This is a genomic window from uncultured Shewanella sp. (assembly GCF_947491715.1).
Taxonomy (GTDB): Bacteria; Pseudomonadota; Gammaproteobacteria; order Enterobacterales; family Shewanellaceae; genus Shewanella.
Map to the genome: position 1 here is coordinate 240,138 of NZ_CANLKR010000001.1, position 15,567 is coordinate 255,704.

The 15,567-nt window shown below is 39.0% G+C and carries 11 protein-coding genes; 5 read left to right on the forward strand and 6 right to left on the reverse strand.

The window, feature by feature from the left end; translation table 11 throughout:
- Positions 1–100 precede the first annotated feature (100 nt).
- Together Q0779_RS01085 and Q0779_RS01090 are read left to right on the forward strand one after the other, a co-directional pair.
- Positions 101–2,929, forward strand: a complete 2,829-nt coding sequence (locus Q0779_RS01085) for an alpha/beta hydrolase family protein (protein ID WP_367180764.1) — start codon at positions 101–103, stop codon at positions 2,927–2,929.
- A 127-nt stretch (positions 2,930–3,056) separates the two neighbouring features.
- Positions 3,057–3,710: a GNAT family N-acetyltransferase gene (locus Q0779_RS01090; RefSeq protein ID WP_298768611.1), complete on the forward strand. Its 654-nt coding sequence runs from the start codon at positions 3,057–3,059 to the stop codon at positions 3,708–3,710.
- A 62-nt stretch (positions 3,711–3,772) separates the two neighbouring features.
- Here the strand turns inward: Q0779_RS01090 and Q0779_RS01095 are convergent, their stop codons facing one another.
- The 5 genes from Q0779_RS01095 to Q0779_RS01115 all read right to left on the reverse strand — a co-directional run bounded on the left by Q0779_RS01095 (position 3,773) and on the right by Q0779_RS01115 (position 10,353).
- Positions 3,773–4,159 (reverse strand): DUF3192 domain-containing protein, encoded by a 387-nt coding sequence (locus tag Q0779_RS01095; protein ID WP_298768613.1) that lies wholly within the window; start codon positions 4,157–4,159, stop codon positions 3,773–3,775.
- Between the two features lie 91 nt (positions 4,160–4,250).
- Entirely contained in the window at positions 4,251–5,027 is a 777-nt protein-coding gene (gene xni, locus Q0779_RS01100) for a flap endonuclease Xni (RefSeq protein WP_298768616.1), read from the reverse strand.
- Positions 5,028–5,182: 155 nt separating this feature from the next.
- Positions 5,183–6,541 carry a nucleotide 5'-monophosphate nucleosidase PpnN gene (gene ppnN, locus Q0779_RS01105; protein WP_298768618.1) on the reverse strand — a complete coding sequence of 453 codons (1,359 nt, stop codon included), beginning with the start codon at positions 6,539–6,541 and terminating at the stop codon, positions 5,183–5,185.
- Positions 6,542–6,627: 86 nt separating this feature from the next.
- Entirely contained in the window at positions 6,628–8,154 is a 1,527-nt protein-coding gene (locus tag Q0779_RS01110; RefSeq protein WP_298768620.1) for a GGDEF domain-containing protein, read from the reverse strand.
- A 66-nt stretch (positions 8,155–8,220) separates the two neighbouring features.
- A complete protein-coding gene (locus tag Q0779_RS01115; RefSeq protein WP_298768622.1) occupies positions 8,221–10,353 on the reverse strand; it encodes a lipopolysaccharide assembly protein LapB in 2,133 nt (710 codons plus the stop codon).
- Between the two features lie 118 nt (positions 10,354–10,471).
- On the opposite strand from Q0779_RS01115, the gene Q0779_RS01120 reads away from it, so the two are divergent.
- The gene (locus Q0779_RS01120; RefSeq protein ID WP_298768624.1) at positions 10,472–12,274 is read left to right on the forward strand and encodes a M61 family metallopeptidase; all 1,803 of its coding nucleotides are present in this window, start codon (positions 10,472–10,474) and stop codon (positions 12,272–12,274) included.
- Between the two features lie 70 nt (positions 12,275–12,344).
- Here Q0779_RS01120 and rdgC read toward each other — a convergent pair whose 3' ends face one another.
- Positions 12,345–13,253 (reverse strand): recombination-associated protein RdgC, encoded by a 909-nt coding sequence (gene rdgC, locus Q0779_RS01125; protein WP_298768625.1) that lies wholly within the window; start codon positions 13,251–13,253, stop codon positions 12,345–12,347.
- 317 nt (positions 13,254–13,570) lie between these two features.
- Between rdgC and Q0779_RS01130 the strand changes: the two genes are divergently transcribed.
- Complete coding sequence (locus Q0779_RS01130) at positions 13,571–14,620, forward strand: porin (RefSeq protein WP_367180765.1); 1,050 nt, start codon at positions 13,571–13,573, stop codon at positions 14,618–14,620.
- A gap of 189 nt (positions 14,621–14,809) precedes the next feature.
- Entirely contained in the window at positions 14,810–15,496 is a 687-nt protein-coding gene (gene phoB / locus Q0779_RS01135) for a phosphate regulon transcriptional regulator PhoB (protein ID WP_298768626.1), read from the forward strand.
- Positions 15,497–15,567 lie beyond the last annotated feature (71 nt).

Consider the following 15,567-nt stretch of genomic DNA (forward strand, 5'->3'; position numbering starts at 1 on the left):
AATCCTCATGTTGTCATGGGGATTACTGCAAAATCGATCTGCGTTATGTTAGGGCTAATCGAGTGTAATTATAGATAACAATAATAAATTGGAGAAGACATTGAAGTCACGAATATTACGTGTGTTTATATTGATGTTCATGATCTCGCTACCTTTTAGCAGCTACGGGGCCGCTAAAAGAGTAACACCGAGTGAAATCATGGCGTTTGAAGCGTTAGATAAGCCCGTTATTTCAGATAATGGTGTGATGTTAGCCGTAGAAGTGAAGCCAGATAGAGGGGATAGCCATGTGTTAGTGAAGAATATTCACTCTCAACAGGTATTTAGTCTAAACGGGGGGAAACCGCAAGTGAGTCATGATGGCCGCTTTGTTATCGTTAAAACTTCCCCAACACTATTGGCATTAGAAACGGCTTCCAAGGCCGAAAAAGAAAAGCTTACGTCAGGGATTATATTACTGGATACGCAAACCGGTAAACAAACAGCATTTGATGACGTCAAACAAGCAGACTTCAATAAAGAAGGTCACTCCTTAGCGGTTTGGTTTAATCCTATAAAAGCGGATAAAGACGCCGAAACGGAGCAAGGTAATGACAGCAAAACGGTAAAAATTGATGAATTTGATAAAAGCAGTAAGCTGATATTAATCAATCTTAATACCAATAACAAACGCACTTTTGAGCATGTGTCCGCTTTTACTTTTGATCAATTAGGGAAAGTATTCACGGTCGCACAAAATAATATTCATGATGATTTTCATCAAGTTGACTTGGTGCGCTTATCTGAACTGTCCTCTAATGTCATCAAAGTATCCAATGAGCAGCAAATTGGCCATATTGCACTAAGTAATGATGGGCGTTACCTTGCTTGGACAGAAGGACAGGCTGATGTGCCGCCTTTTGGCCGCGAATATCGTCTTAATATGCTGGATATTGAGCATAATAAGCGCAGGTTAATCTCAAAGGCCAATACCAAGTCATGGACATTGAACCGCTATAGTGCCTTGAGGTTTTCTGATGACAGTCAACGTTTGTTCTTGGGAAGAGTGCCGCAAGTCATTCCTGAGCCGACTATCGACAAGATTACAACACAAGAGGATATGTTTAACCTCAAGCGACTGAGGCAGCAAAGAGATTTAGTTCTCTGGCAAGGTGATGATGAACGTATTAAGCCTCAAGAAATAAAAGAGTATGCCAAGGAGTTAACGCGAACCTATTTAGCCGTTTTACACTTAGATAATGACCAATTAGTGCAACTGGCTGATAAAACGGTGCCGGATCTTGCACAAACGGATTTAGAAAAAAGCCCATTTACCGCGAATTTATTAGCCGCAAAACGTTATGTGTTAGCCAGCTCAGATAGCCCTTATCGCAAAATGATCACTTGGGCGGGTTTTTATCGTGACTTTTATATTGTGGATATGAATACTGGTGAAAAGCAGGTGCTTTTGCATCAACAACCTAGCTCACAGGTGCCAAGTCTATCACCCAATGAACACTATGCCCTTTATTATCAACAGGGCAATGTTTTTCTCTATGATCTGACTCAGCAGCAAAGCGTTAATTTAACCCGAGCAATCGATACGCCTTTTGCCAATGAAGATCATGATTATCCTTCTAATGCGCCCGGTTATGGTTTTGGTCCTTGGCTCAAGAATGACTCTGGTGTTTTAGCTTATGATAAATATGATATTTGGCAGTTTGATACTGCGACTAAAAAAGGAGTGAGGTTAACAAAAGGCTTAGGCCGGAAACAAAAAATTCAATACCGATTGGTGGATTTAACTCAAGATGACGGGTTAGCGCCCACCCTTGAAGATGACGAGTCCATCTTATTACAAGGTTATAATGATAAAACGAAAGGCGATGGATTTTATTCGGCAAAAGTGGGACAGCCTGGGTTAACGACTTTGATGGCTGGGGATTATAAATTAACCGCACTGGCACAGAGTCAAAGCTCTGACGTCTTGGTTTATTCAAAACAGCGTTATGATTTATTTCCCGACCTTTATACGGCCAACCTACTGACGCCGCAAGATGCTGTCAAACAAACCGATCTAGATGCCCAAAAACGGCGTTTAGCATGGGGACAAGCGGAATTAGTCCATTGGACAAATGGCGATGGAAAGCCTTTAGATGGCGTGTTTATTAAACCGACCCATTATGTTGAAGGTCAAGCCTATCCTGTGATTGTGTATTTTTATCGCTTTATGAGCAATCGATTACATGCTTTCCCTGATATGAAAGTGAATCATAGACCAAACTTTGCTTGGTTTGCCGATAATGGTTATGGCATTTTTCTGCCTGATATTCGATTTGAAATTGGCCGCCCCGGTGATTCGTCAGTGAGCGCGTTAACCTCAGGTGTGCAGCATCTTATTGATATGGGACTGGCAAAACCAGATGCCATCGGTCTGCAAGGTCATTCTTGGGCGGGTTATCAAAGTGCTTATGCCATTACACAAACGTCTTTATTCAAAGCGGTGGTGTCGGGTGCACCTGTGTCGAATATGACCAGTGCTTATAGTGGTATTCGTCATGGTAGTGGTCTTGCAAGGCAATTTCAGTATGAAACCGGACAAAGCCGTATAGGGAAGAGCTTATATCAGGCGCCGCTAGAGTATATTGAAAACTCGCCTATTTTTTATGCCGATAAAATTAATACACCATTGATGTTGATGTTTGGCGATAAAGACGAAGCGGTGCCTTGGGAGCAAGGGGTTGAGCTTTATTTAGCGATGCGTCGTTTAGGCAAGCCAGTGGTCTTTTTGCAATATAAAGATGAGCCACATCATTTAAAGAAATACCCCAATAAAGTCGATTATAGTCTGCGTATGATGGCGTATTTTGATCATTATTTAAAAGGGGCGCCTGCTCCCGAGTGGATAACCCAAGGAGAAGCGTATCAGGAGTACAAAAAAGAGGACTAAGTCATCTGATTGGGTTAAGTAACAATGCATGCCTTGTTTGAATATGACTGAGCCTTGCTCAGTGTGAGTCAAGCAAGGCATTGAGAAAAACAAATAAAAAAGAGCAAGTTTAATCAAGGAGACGTTAATGGTGTCAGAGGGAAGGTTAGTCAATAAGGCGTACAATTTTGCGAGTGAAGCATTACCCATCATAGAAACAGAGCGCTTATATCTGACGCTATTATTGCCGGAGCAATATCATTTATTAGCGACTTATTATCAAGACAATCGCACCCACCTCTCACCCTGGGAGCCTGTGAGAAACCGAGATTATTTTACCGATAATAATATTCAAGCACGATTAAAACATCAATTACGGGCTTATTTTCAAGATCAAGCCCTGCATTGGGTGGCATTTAAACGGCAAGATGTGTGCTCAAAAAACCACTTAAATCAAGGTTTGCTGAGTTTGCATCCCGATGCAAAAGTGATTGGAGTGTGCAATTTTACCAATATTATACAAGGCCCTTTTAAGGCATGCCATTTAGGTTATTCTTTGGCTGAAAACCAGCAAGGAAAGGGGTATATGCAAGAGATGCTCAAGGGCGGTATTCAGTACGCTTTTTCTGAATTGGGTTTACATCGTATTATGGCAAATTACATGCCCGTTAATCAAAAAAGTGCAAGCTTATTGAAAGCATTAGGGTTTGAAACAGAAGGTCTCGCTCGAGATTATTTAGAAATTGACGGTAAATGGGAAGACCATGTGTTGACCTCAAAAATTAATGATAATGTCGAATGATATGATTTCTTTTGTGGGCTGTATGATTAAGAGCGGTTGAATTCCCGCTCCAGTTCTTCACTTTAAGTATCCATATTAGTCGTTAAAAAGACTTCATAAGCCGATTGTCCCCAAGCGATGAGCTTTCCGGCCTTAAAGAGTAAAGGGGTGCATTCATCTTTAGTGGTTAATCCATCAGATAAGCTGTGTTGCGTGCGATAAAATAACACCTGCATGGCAATATTTTGGGCCATTTTGGCCTCTGAAAAATCCGCAGTACCCAATATTGTTGTTATTTGAGTAATATCACTGCCTAAAGACAACTGAGCAATATGATGTAGATTATGTTTTTGTCTATTTTGCCAGTTTTTATCATCGGCAAGGGGTTCATAGGCGATGACAACGAATGCAACAAAGAGTAAATAGAGACTAAAGAGACTACCAATAAAGAGTGGCAATTTAGATTTCATTGCTATTAACCTTCCGTGATATTTTTTAGTTAATATACTGTTATAGCCCAGTTGAGTAAAGCGCTCTTTATTTACACAAGTATAATGGCGCTTAATCCAATCTAGTCGTTTCTGATGGAAGTCTAAATTGTTTTAGGTTGACGTTTAAGGGTAAATTCGTTTGTAATTGGATTAATTTATAACTGAGTTTGGCTAAGGTTTTTCCTGTGGCCAGCTTTTGCGCTTGTTTTGTGCCAATTTGATCTAAGGAACGATAAATATTGCCTAAAGTGCGAAAAGTTTTAAGCAGCTCTGAGGCTGATTTAGGGCCAATGCCTGGGACGCCAGGGATTTTGTTGCCACTGTCTCCGGCTAAGGCGAGATAATCTAAAAATTGGCCCCGTTCAACACCTAACTTCTCTTCTCGACTCTCAGTGGTTAAAAAGCTTTGGTTGAAATGATCCCAAAGCTGTATATGAGGATGAATAAGTTGATTAAAGCCTTTGTCGGTTGAAACAATGATGGCCTTACCATTTACTTGGACTAATTTAGTGGCGAGGGTTGCAATGACATCGTCAGCTTCACTTAGGGCATCAATGGAGTGAATGTGTTGATTTTCTAAATAACTTTTTAGTGATGCAAGGCCATTATCAAGAGCTTCAGGCATAGGCTTACGCCCTTTTTTATAGTCTTCAAACAATCGCTTACGCCAGGAAATGGCTTTACCGTCCCAAACAATCGTGACATGAGTGGGCTGATGAAATCGAATAAGCTTTTTGCATGAACGATGAACTTGCTCTTGCAAGCCATCGATATTGTTTTCATTGGGTAGTGCCGCATGCATACGGCGAACCAGATTCATACCATCAATGATTAAAAATACATTCATTTGTGTTGTCATCGATTTAAGTGAAAGAGGGGATGGCGTGGTGTTACTTTATTGATTATATCAATCGTTTGCAATATTTTCATCTTCTGACGGTGAACTTTCATGCCTCAAGTGTTATTCAAATGAAGAATGAATATCACTTGAGGTTGATTGATTTAATGACTATGGGTGATATCGTAACAAGGCACATAGAGAGTACCTGGTAATTTCATTCTCTGCTGCTCGACAAATGCTTTGAGTAAGGTGTCCATTAAGGCCATTAGCTTTGGATCGCCCGTTAATTGAAAAGGGCCCAACTGTTTTATTTTATTCACTGTTTCCATTTTTACGTTTCCCGCAACGATACCCGAGAAAGCTTGGCGTAAATGGGCTGCAAGTTTGGCTTTATCTGACTGAAAATGAAGATCGAGTTTTGCCATGTTTTCATGTGTCGGGTTAAATGGAAATTGAAACTCTGAATTAATTTTAAGTGCCCAGTGGTATTGGTAAGAATCTCCTGTTTTTTTCCTGAATTTCTTGATAGCTTCCATGCCTTCTTTCTGGATCCTAGCGACCTCAGCCGGATTATCGATAATGATTTGATACTTATCTTGTGCTTCTTTACCTAAAGTGGCGCCAATAAAAGTATCCACTTGTGTGAAATAATCTGTGCTTTCTTTTGGTCCTGTTAAAATCAGTGGAAAGGGGAGATCTTGATTATCTTTATGGAGTAAAATCCCCAATAGGTAAAGTAATTCTTCTGTTGTGCCAGCTCCACCGGGAAAAATAATAAAACCATGGCCTAGCCGAACAAAGGCTTCTAAACGCTTCTCGATATCCGGTAAAATCACCAGTTCATTAACGATATGATTAGGCGGCTCTGCCGCAATAATATTGGGTTCAGTCAATCCTATGTAGCGAGCATGATTGACCTGTTGTTTAGCATGGCCAACAGTTGCGCCCTTCATTGGGCCTTCCATCGCTCCAGGGCCACAGCCTGTGCAAATATCGAGTTCTCGAAGGCCAAGTTCATGACCGACTGCTTTAGTATATTGAAACTCAGTGTTATTGATACTGTGTCCGCCCCAGCAAACAACAATATTTGGATTAAGCATAGGCATGACACGGGCATTACGTAGAATATCAAATACTAAGTCAGTAATGTGAATAGAGTCAGTAAAATCAATATGGTCTAGTTGGTCGAATTTGTCGTTTAGATAGATGATATCTCTGAGCACCGAAAACAAATGCTCTTGAATACTGGCGATGACTTTTCCATCGACTAAGGCGGCGGTTGGTGGGTTGATAAGTTCTATTTTTATGCCACGCTCTTTCTGCAGCACATTAATTTTAAAATTTTCAAACTGTTTAAAGAGGTTTTCACTGTTATCACATTTTATACCAGATGCAAGGACGGCAAGAGAGCAGTTTCGATATAGCTGATAAAGCTCACTTTGTGCATTTTGTTTCAGGCGGGCAACTTCTAGTTGAGACAGTTGCTCCATACTGCCTTTTGGGCTGATCCTAACTATCATAGCAACTCCTTAGCAGTGACATATGATCATTACTTTCATACAATAGTCAGTCATAATTGGTGTGCTGAGATCACGACCGTTACTGTTTATAAGTCAATAATCACCTTGTCTCTGCTTTCATTTTTGGCTCGGTATAGTGCAGCATCTGCGCGTTCAAATGTATCTTGTATGGTTTCATGGCCTAATACTTTTGCTGCACCTATAGATACTGTAACTGTGATCTGCTGGTTTTTGAACTTAAATGGGATATTTTTAATTTTTTTTCGTAAACGATTGAGTAAAGCATCTAAGTGATCAACGGAAAGTAGAGGCAGAAGCATCACAAATTCTTCACCGCCAAAACGTGCGACAAACTCATTTTTGTTGAGAGAGTTTTTGAAGGCCATAGCAATGACTTGTAGTGTTTTATCGCCTGTCGAATGGCCAAAATGGTCATTAATTGATTTAAAATGATCTATATCGGCAATAATGACCCAGAGAGCCTGCTTATGTCGTTGATAATGTCGAAATTCAAGTGACATTCGTTCTTCCAGAGCAGCTCTATTTGGCAGTTGAGTTAGGGGGTCGACTAAATGAAATTTTTGTTGCTCAAATAAACTTTTTTTATAAATATTAGTCTCTTTGTTCAAAGCATCCATTTGTTTTTTCATGGAAGAAAAAGCACGATCCATGATTTTAACTGATTGCTTTTCTTGTGCTTGTCTTTGATTGAGTTCAAGATGAAGGTTTGCTACTTGTTCAATGAGTTTGACTTTCAGTTCATCGATGTCATCTATTTCTATGAGGTGGTTTTCTATAGTACTCATTTTATTAGACATACTAGTGTTAAACATCTCACTGCTCGTAAATTGTTCTTGTGTATATGTTTGGCTGGTATCGGTGATATGCTCCATGGCCAGTAAAGCATCGTCAAGTGTGAATAAAAAAGCTTGAGAGGCGGATTGAGAGCGGTCAATATTTTCTTGTAATAAACGTAAGATGGTTTGATAAGCTGATAAGAGATCCGTTAGGGTGAAGTTTCCAAATAATGTTTCTTTGATTTCAGTTATTTTTGTTGTCTGGTGAGTATGAAAGCTCATTTCGGAGATAATTTGGGTCAGTTCTATCGCTTGTGTCTGGAAGCGGGTAGGCATTTGGTTATCCGATGATTTCTCATCGTTAATGATACTTGAGTAGAAGAAGATCACTTTTTCTAATTGCTCAATGTAATCATAGTAGGTGTGGAATGGCTGCTTGAGCTCTTTTTTTAAAGAGATGAGTCTCTGGTGATGTTTTTGACTGAGCGCCTTGAGGGCTGCCAGTGGCTCTAATGAGAGAGTAAGCTGCTTTCTATGCTCGGTTAATTGGGTGTTAACTTCTTTGTCGTGTTGTTTTAATAATACTTCGATTTTACTCAACTCAGCCAAGGTTTGTGGCCATTTGTTTGGTGAGACAAATAGTGCTCGTAAATCAGCAAGTTTGTTATCTAATTCGAGATTGAGCCCTTTACAAGCTTTACTCAAATAATTGATAAATTGACATAACACGGTGATTTGGGCTGCTTCAGCTGAATGGACTGAGATCGTTGGACAATTTGATGTGCTTTCTTGCAGGTAAGTTATTTTATCCTTCATAATTCGATCCTGATTAACAATTTTATTTTCAATAAATGCCTTAGCTAGATTGATGCGAAACAAGGATTATTCATGCCAGATAATATGGTTTTTGTTTCCATTGGTTTCAATTTTAACCAGACCTCTGTCAATATTGCGTGTCAACTGCTGGTAAATGGGAGGGGTAAAAATGCTGGCGGGAGCAAAATCTAACGTTGTCATGGTGACGTAAAAATCTTCTTGCTCCCCTAAACTCATGGCACCAGATAGCATCATCTGAGCGGCGGCAAAGTGAGTTTCAAGATCTATTTTGATGGCTGGATCGGCATGTAAGGGTAAGTTGAGTAAACCAATATGGAAATGAGTTTGCCAGTGATGCTGATTGAGAAACGTTCGAAACTCCTGCATAAAATCAGTGGTATTAGTGTGTTGTGGAATATAGAGAGCGAAGATCCCTGAACGGATATAAAAAACTTGTGCATTAAAGGTATGACTGATTGCATGGTGTTGAGTTTGATGCAAATCACGGTTGGCTTGAAAGCCTAATGAAAGATCGGCATTAAGTTGATCGGTTAGTGAGCATAAGATAATACTGCAAGCTTGATTTAAATTAGACTTTGAAAGGGTTGAAATAAATGCACTATAACCTGGAAGATTGGCGATAGGATCAGTATCAATAAAGGTAGATTGTTCTGTGAGCATGCATCTTAAATGATGGCGATTACGCCATAAACCGATATAGGCTATGAATATGAAAGTGATCAACCCTAACAATGCCATTAAAATGAGTTGATAGCGAGTTTGTAATGACATATCGCTGTTGTGCTGGTGGTTAGCATTAAGTAATATTGATTGCAGCTTTTCTTGTGCCAACATAGCATTAGCATGACGTTGATTTTTGGCGTTCTTTTCTACTTCTGATCCGAGTTGAAGCCAGTTCTCAAGGGCGAAAAGCGCTTTAGCAAACTGCTTTAATTGTTTATAAATGGTGATTTGTAATTGTAATGCTTGTTTTTTTTCATTAAGTAAATTGAGTTGTTCTGCATTATCAAAGGCACTGATAGCATAGGTTTTTGCCATTGTGAATTGCTTCAATACGAGTGAAATATCAGCTAGCAGTAAATCGTTGTAGACTAAGTAATGACTGGCTTTCTTTTTAGAAAAAATAACATCGGCTTTTTTAAGGTAACTGTAGGCCGCTTCATAGTCTTTAATTCGAAAATATGCTTCGCCAAGATTATGGTAATCAATGGCTTGGCCGATATAGTTGCCTAAATGAATATCGGATTGTAGTGCGGTTAAATGGTAGTCAATGGCATAATTCCATTGTCCTTTTTCAGCATAAATCATGGCCATGAACCTGATGGCGGCAATGATTTTATGTTCTTTTTTTATTTTAGTATAGATAAAAGAGGCTTCTTGAGTATATTTTAGCGCGTCATCCCACTGCCTAAGGCTTTTGTAAACGTGTGCAACTTGCATGTAAAGTTCAGCTCGTAAGGCTGGCATTTTTATATGTTCTGATAGTTTAATGGCTTGTGTAAAATGCTCTAACGATTCTTTGAGTTCTTCTTTTGTTTGATGGTATCGACCTAAATAAATTTCTGATTTAACAATTAAATATTTATTTTTTATTGAAAATGCGATCGCTTTACATTGGTTTAAGTATGAAAGTGAGAGAGCACTTTGCTTAACCATACGATACATAATTCCTAAGCCTTCATAGAGAATATATTTTAATAAAAGTGCTTGTTGGGAGGATTGTAATCCAATGTGATCCAGTGCTTGTTTGTAGAGGTCAATCGCTGCAATATAGTCTTGCGCAGTTTGTTTTAAATAGCGACCTTTAAGCATCAGTAACATGCCCTTTTCTAAAGGAGTTTCAATGGTTTTTTCCAGTGCAGTGATAATGTTTTTAGCCAGTTGATAACGTTCGTTGACACTGATATCGATATCAATATCTGTGAGTAGGTAAATACGGGCAAGTTGCATGAGTTGGTGCTTAAACTCTGCGCTACTGAGGCGACTGGCTCGAACTAATTGAGAGAATTCGACTTGCTCGTCAAAAGTATACTTATTGGGTAAGCGTGCGAGTATGTCTTGTAATGCAAGGTGAGGAGTTTCTCTTAATTTCACTTCATTGATAAATTCATCTTCTGATTTTACTGAAAAAGAAAGCATTAATAGCGCAATGGAAAGAAATAACAACAAGGAACGCATAAAACCGCTGGCCTTTATTCACTTACAAGGATTCTGTTTTGATTATACCAGTATGCTTGAATCTAATGTTATAATTTTATTTTTTAATTATAAATTATAATAACATAATGGTGTTTTAGTGAAAAAATTAGCTTTGTTTGTATCCCTTTTTGCTTCATTGTTGAGTCTACCTGTATATTGTGATGTTAATTACTTTATTGATATTGTTGAGCCTGAGCATCATCTTGCTCAGGTGGATATTCAATTTCCTGAAACAAACTCGCCTGTATTGAAGGTTAATTTGCCTGTATGGCGAACGGGTAAATATCAAGTATTACCTTTAGCGAATAATATTCGTTTGTTCACTGCGACTAATCCTGAGGGAGATGCACTACCTTGGAGGAGAACAGGAAATGGTGAGTGGCAAATAACGTTAGATAAGCCGACGAGCGTGACAGTGTCTTATCAATTATATGCTAATTTATTAGGCCAACGGGTAAGCCATATCAATGGAACCCATGCATTTTTAGATGCATCGGGTACCTTTATGTATAGCCCTGTTTATAGGAAAGATAAAGTTAACGTACATCTTTCTGTTCCACAAGATTGGAAAAGCTATTCGGGAATGGAAAGAGGTGAGGGGCTGCATCATTTCACCGCGATGAATTATGATGTCTTGGTGGATTCGCCTATTGAATCTGGATTAAACCAGTATCGTGAGTTTTCTGTGGATGGTAAGCAATATGGACTGGTTATATGGGGAGAAGGAAATTACGATCTGCAACAAATCGTGACAGATTTAACCAAGTTAAGCCGCCAAGCGCCTGCAATTTGGACTGATTATCCCTTTTCTCGTTATCTTTATATGATCCACGCGACAAGTGGGGAAAGTGGCGCGACGGAGCATCTCAATTCAACCATTATTCAAAAACCGCGTTTTAGTTTTAGACAGAGAGAAGATTATTTACGTTTTATCAAAACAGCTGCTCATGAGTTTATTCATACTTGGAATGTGAAGGCTTATCGACCTGCAGGGTTAGTGCCATATGATTATCAAGATGAAAAGTTGACTCCACTGTTGTGGATATCTGAAGGCTCAACCAGCTATTTTCAAAGCCAGTTGCTGTTAAGAGCTGGGGTGATCACTGCAAAAGAGTTTTTTGATGATTTAGCCCAACGAATAACCTTGAGTCAAGGTACACCGGGTAATAAAATTCAATCTGTTTCACAAGCAAGTTTGAATCAATGGGTGAGTACTGGGGGGGATTACTCTATTAATAATAGCGTGAGCATTTATTCCGAAGGCTATTTGGTTTCACTTGCCTTGGATTTCTCTTTGTTAAAAAACACGGATCATAAGGTGTCATATCGGGATGTGCACCAGCAACTTTATCAAGATTTTTCGCTGCCAAAATCTTACGATGTCGAGGATGTTAAAGCCATTTTAAAATCGTTATCAGGACAAGATTATCAGAATTGGTGGTCACAATATGTGGAGTCACCTGTGCAATTGGCATTTACTGATTTATTAGAACTGGCTGGTATTGCGGTGACTTATGGGGAAGAAGTAGAAGAAATTCCGTTAACTGGCGTGACTTTTGAAGAAGGCAGTCTAGTGATGTTTGAAGTCATGAAAGATACTCCTGCATGGGATGCAGGTCTGACCTTAGGTGATGAATTAGTGGCTATCAATGAGTTAAAAGTGACGGCTGATGATGTTGAAAAACGAATACAAGACTTTAAAGCTGGCCAGACTATCACGATGACGGTGTTTCAAGATCAGCAACTGAAAGCGATATCGGTGACATTAGGTGCACAGTCTAAAAGTGAATTGCAGTTAAAAAGTGTAGCCTCTCCAACACTAGAACAAAAAGCCTTTTTTAGTGCTTGGTTAGGTGTTGCATGGCCTTTTAATGAGAAGGGCGAATGGATTAAGCTGTAAATAATAATGTATGGTAGCCTGTCATAAGGCTGCCATACAGAGAATAAGTGCACATGAGATTGAGATAAATTTAATTCTCTTCAATTCCGCCCAGTGCAGCGATTAGCGTATTCATTAAGGCAATAAGCTCTGTGCTCATTAAGGCGAAATCGGCATCGAGACGTGTCAAAGGATCTTCATCAATAATTTCATCATTTTCAGCTCTAAACTCTTCTGAGAATTTTAGTCGTTTCAGGCTAGTATCTGATTGCATTAAAAAGGCGATAGATTGTCCAAAGTGTAAGGCGAGTTTGTGCACTTGCTTACCGACTTCAATATGAGCAAGTACTTCATCTTCACTGAGATCTTGTTGTTTGAAACGGACAATTCCACCTTCATCTGAATCAGACTTTAATTCAGCCTCATCTTGCATTTCAAAGCCTTGAGGGGAAGTTCCATCTTTAAGCCATTGAGTGAGTTGGGTCTCTATTGGCGTTTGAAAGCTCAAAGGTACTATGGGTAGGCTTCCCAGTGCTTTTCTTAATAATGCTAATAATTCTTCAGCTTTAGCAGTGCTACTGCTATCCACTAGGATCATATTGATTTCGGGTAAAATTAATGCACGTATTTGACTACGTCTTGAAAAGGCTCGAGGTAACAAGCTGGTGATGATGTCATCTTTTAGCGCATCTTTTTCTTTTTTGGCTAATTGGCGATTTTCCTCAGTTTCAATGACCGCCACTTTCTCTTCTAATGCTTCTTTAATAACTTGTGCGGGGAGAATTTTTTCTTCTTTGGTCGCACAAATCAAATGTCTATTTTCAGCTGTATGGACCAATGCTTGCCCTAACTTCCCTAAAGCATTTGAGAAACCAAATTGACTGATATCTTGACTTGAACAGGGGGAAAAAGTGAAATCTGAGAGAGATTGTTCAAGTTTTTCTGTATCAATATCAAAGGGTTTGTTGAAGCGATAAAGGGTAAGGTTTTTAAACCACATAGATAGCATGCCTAATGAGAAATAAAACCCGAAGTGTAAGGCATTGTTAGGCGTGGGTAAACTCTAAATCCTCTTGTCAGTTGTCATTTCTTGGCTATCTGTTCTATCTCTAAAATATCAGTTCTTGGCTGTGACTTTTTGTGAGATCTCAATAAACCATTTTTTTTCGATGATATTCACATTTATGAAACATGGGTGCTTTTAATTAATTAAAATGCATCATAAGATAATTATTGAAATAAAAATGAAATAAAGATGTTGCATTATAGCGCTCGAAAACCAATAACGAAGGCGAAATAACGCCAAAGGATGAATTGATGAACGTTTTTCATAAAACTCTATTAGCTTCTACGCTGGCTTCACTCACTTTGGCCTCTGTTCAGGCCGCAGAAACGGCTCAGAATAATAAACCAGATGTTAAAACAGATATCAATATTGATAGTGAACGTGGTAATACCATGCAAAGCCAGCAAGCTTCAGACAGTGCGGTGATCTTATATGGAAAATTAAATATTACAGCTCAGTATAATGATGAGAATGGTGATACTAAAAATACAATCCAAAGTAATGAATCTCGATTAGGGGTGAAAGGGGGTTATCAAATCACCGATTCTTTGGAAGCGTTTTATACCATTGAGTATAAAGTTGATACAAGTTCTGACAGTTCTGATAATTTTACCGCTCGTAATCAATTTGTCGGTTTAAGAGGGAATTTGGGATCATTAGCGGTTGGACGCAATGATACCATTTTTAAACGTTCTGAAGGAAAAGTAGATCAATTCAATGATTTAGATGGTGATATTAAATATCTGTTTAAAGGTCAAAACCGTATGGCGCAAACGGCAACATATTTAACACCTGACATGAATGGGTTTAGAATTGGCGCGACTTATGTCGCTGATGCTGAAGCGAATCAATATGGTGAAAATGGTTACAGTATTGCTGCATTTTATGGGGATAAAACATTAAAGAAAACCATGTTTTATGCTTCAGTGGCTTATGATGATAACGTCAAAGGGTATGAGATCTTACGCGCAACAGCTCAAATGAAAATCATGAAGTTAAAATTGGGCGCAATGTACCAACAGCAAGAAGAAACCTACGATGCGGCAGGCACAGTATCGGGTAGCCGAGAAAATGGCTATTTACTGAGTGCAGCGTACCCTGTTAATGATTTTACTTTAAAAGCACAATACCAAGACATGGAAGACGTTGGGCAGTCTTGGGCTGCTGGGGTTGATTATAAATTAGCTAAACCGACTAAGCTGATGGCTTTCTGGATAGATCGTACCTATGATACTGCTTATACTGGCAGCAGTGAGGAAACGGACAAGTATTTTGCTGTAGGGATTGAGCATAAATTCTAGTTATGAAGGTGTTGATAAAAGTTAAAAAGTAAGATAAAAAAAGGAGGTGTAGGCCTCCTTGTTGTTATTGTGTAAAGTTAACAAAATGAGATTATTGTTTTTGGGGGGAATTATCGTCCGTTGTTTCATATTTTTGTAATAAAATTGACCAATAATAGTCGTGTGACATTCACTGATAGAAGATTAATTATGACGGCAAGGATATTAATTGTAGAAGATGAGTTAGCCATTCGAGATATGCTAACTTTTGTGCTTGAGCAACACGGTTTTAACACTATTGCTGCAGAAGACTATGATTCTGCGTTGACTAGGCTGTCTGAACCTTATCCAGATTTGATCTTACTTGATTGGATGTTTCCTGGTGGCAGTGGTATACAGCTAGCAAAGCGTTTACGCCAAGACGAATTTACTCGTCAAATCCCAATCATAATGTTAACTGCTCGAGGAGAAGAAGAGGATAAAGTCCGAGGTTTAGAAGTGGGTGCAGATGATTTTATTACTAAGCCTTTCTCGCCAAAAGAGTTAATTGCTCGTATTAAAGCTGTGATGCGAAGAAGTGCACCGACTTGTTTAGAAGATACAATAGACGTTCAAGGTTTGCAGCTTGATCCTGTGAGCCATAGAGTCACTGTTGGTGAGGTGGTGATTGAAATGGGGCCCACTGAGTTTAAATTGTTACATTTTTTTATGACGCATCTTGAACGTGTATACAGCCGAGAGCAGTTGCTAGATAATGTATGGGGAACAAACGTGTATGTAGAAGATCGAACGGTAGATGTGCATATCAGGCGTTTACGTAAAGCGATTCAGTTCGGTGGGCATGATAGATTGATACAGACCGTTCGCGGCGCAGGATATCGATTTTCAGCCAGATAATGAGACTTAAGTTATATACTGGAAAAGGTGGATAATAAAATGAGTTATAATGAAGGCTCTTACAATCAATA